At 75.4% G+C, this 341-nt stretch carries 1 protein-coding gene; it reads right to left on the bottom strand.

Annotated elements, in window-relative coordinates; all coding sequences use genetic code 11:
• On the bottom strand, positions 1-341 hold a 341-nt coding region (locus Q0817_RS20015; RefSeq protein ID WP_298592253.1), incomplete at both ends, for a proton-conducting transporter membrane subunit.

The raw sequence follows: 341 nt of genomic DNA, 5'->3' as shown, positions 1-341 counted from the left end.
AGCTCCTCGGTGCCCAGTGCTGTCAGCCACGCCCCGGCGGCCAGGAACAGCAGGGCCTTGGTGGAGGCGTGGGCCACCAGGTGGGCCGCCCCGCCGCTGACCGCGCCCACCCCGGCGGCCAGCACCACGAACCCCAGCTGCGCCACCGTCGATGCCGCCAGCAGCTGCTTGAGCTCCCGCTGGGCCAGCGCCACGATCCCCATCAGCACCGCGGTGGCCACCCCGATCCATGCCGCGGCCGGACCCGCCCACCCGGTGGAGGCCAGCAGCGGTTCCACGCGCAGCAGCAGGTAGCCGCCCATGGCCACCATCGCCGCCGAGTGCAGCAGCGCGCTCACCGG

Source organism: uncultured Kocuria sp. (assembly GCF_947500125.1).
Lineage (GTDB): Bacteria > Actinomycetota > Actinomycetes > Actinomycetales > Micrococcaceae > Kocuria.
The sequence above is the reverse complement of the archived record's forward strand: the minus strand, read 5'-3'. Positions and strand labels throughout refer to the sequence as shown.